This window comes from Aeromonas sp. HMWF015 (assembly GCF_963878965.1).
In the GTDB taxonomy this organism is placed as follows: Bacteria; Pseudomonadota; Gammaproteobacteria; order Enterobacterales; family Aeromonadaceae; genus Aeromonas; species Aeromonas veronii.
Genome location: NZ_CAWNZT010000311.1, coordinates 1 through 1,625, shown reverse-complemented (window position 1 = coordinate 1,625; position 1,625 = coordinate 1). Strand labels below are relative to the sequence as shown.

General features: G+C 55.4%; 2 protein-coding genes and 1 pseudogene. All 3 read left to right on the top strand.

Annotated elements, in window-relative coordinates; genetic code table 11:
• Window positions 1-634: terminase (locus AACS18_RS15940; protein ID WP_108612680.1), on the top strand; the 634-nt coding region annotated here is incomplete at its 5' end.
• Window positions 635-667: 33 nt separating this feature from the next.
• On the top strand, window positions 668-1,021 hold the full coding sequence (locus tag AACS18_RS15935) for a hypothetical protein (RefSeq protein ID WP_108612679.1): 354 nt from the start codon (window positions 668-670) through the stop codon (window positions 1,019-1,021).
• Window positions 1,022-1,081: 60 nt separating this feature from the next.
• Window positions 1,082-1,625, top strand: a pseudogene (locus AACS18_RS15930) (terminase); the annotation flags it as partial.

Genomic DNA, 1,625 nt, shown 5'->3' with positions numbered 1-1,625 from the left:
AGGGGGAGAGGGAAGAGGGGAAAGGTTATCCTCATCCACACAACCCGGTGACGACTCAGGCCAAAACCCGAAAAGAAAATCGGGGCGCCAGCCAGATGGCCGCTTTGGTGTGGGGAATCGTGAGTCTGTCGGCAACCCGGGCAACCCGAGCCCTGTCGCAAAGTGGAAGCCTGGCGATCGCCCTGCGCTGACCCACGGCGGTTACGCGCAGTTCCTCGATGCGCCCGAATTGTTCGACCAGGCCGAGGAGTTGAGGCTGAGGGATGAGCTGATATTCACCCGGGCGCGTGTTATCTCTGTCACCAAGACCTTGAAGGCGTTGCAGCAGGATCTCGCTACGGCAACCGAGATGGCCGACAGGCTCGCCCTCTATGAAAAGCTCCTCAAAGCCGAGCAGGCCATCGACCGGAACATCCAGCGCATTGAGTCCATCGAACGCACCCTGAGCACGATGCGGATTGATGAGGTAACCGGGCCAAAGATTGAGGCCGACACAAAGCGCATTGAGGCGGCTACCCGCAAGCTGACAGCAGAGGCTGATAGGTTGGAGAAGGATGGTGGCAGTGAGTCAACTCCTGTCAGTGAGATGGTATCTGAACTACAGGGTATGGGTACCGGTGGACTGATGTCGTGATAATATTGGCCGGTATTTTGGGTGAGGGATGTAATGAGAATTTACGGTAAAAATGAGGCAGGTGAGGCTGTTTATATTGCTGATTGCCCGCTCCCGAAAGCAGCCTATGCCGAGTTAGATTCTGGACATAGCTTTCACCTAGAACTGCAGCCCGTAGTGCCTCTTGGCAATCGCTGTGCAAAACAGCCCAGCTCTGTAATGAGCGAGCGCATCCTCCTTGAGCCATATCGCCTTTACCGTAACAAGATATTGGTTGAGATGGGGGCAATAATTGCCGATCCCCTTCACTTGAGGATGCTCGCGGATAACATTCAAGAACTGGCTGCAGTTAGATTAGAGGCGCAGGCAGTTGTAGACTCCTGGGCAGTAGAACCTCAAGAACGTTAATAGTTTCATATCAGTACACTAACCCGCTTCGGCGGGTTTTTTATTGCCTGAGACCCACCAATGATCGAACCCGACACCTCCGCCATGACTGAGCAGGAGCAGATGGCCTACATCCGCGCAAAGCTCGGTGATAAGTGGTGGCGGATGAACAACCTCTACAAGATCGAGAATGAGCAAGGCCAGCTGGTGCGCTTCCGGCTGCGCCCGGCGCAAGAGCTGCTATTCAAAACCATGTGGTGGCTGAACATTGTGTTGAAGGCGCGCCAAATAGGGTTCTCTACTGCCATAGATATCTATCTGCTCGATGAGGCGCTGTTCAACAAGAACATCAAGTGCGGGATCATCGCCCAAGACCTGGCCGCAGCAGGGGAGATATACCGCACCAAGATTGAAGTCCCTTTCGATAACCTGCCCAGCTGGCTGAAGGCCCAGTTCCCAGTCGTTGCACGGCGTGGCGGGGCAAACGGCGGTCACATCCTGTTCCGGCACGGCTCAAGCATCCAGGTGGCCACGTCCTTCCGCTCGGGCACTGTTCAGCGCCTGCATGTCTCTGAACACGGGAAGATCTGCGCCAAGTACCCTGAGAAAGCCAAAGAGGTGCGTA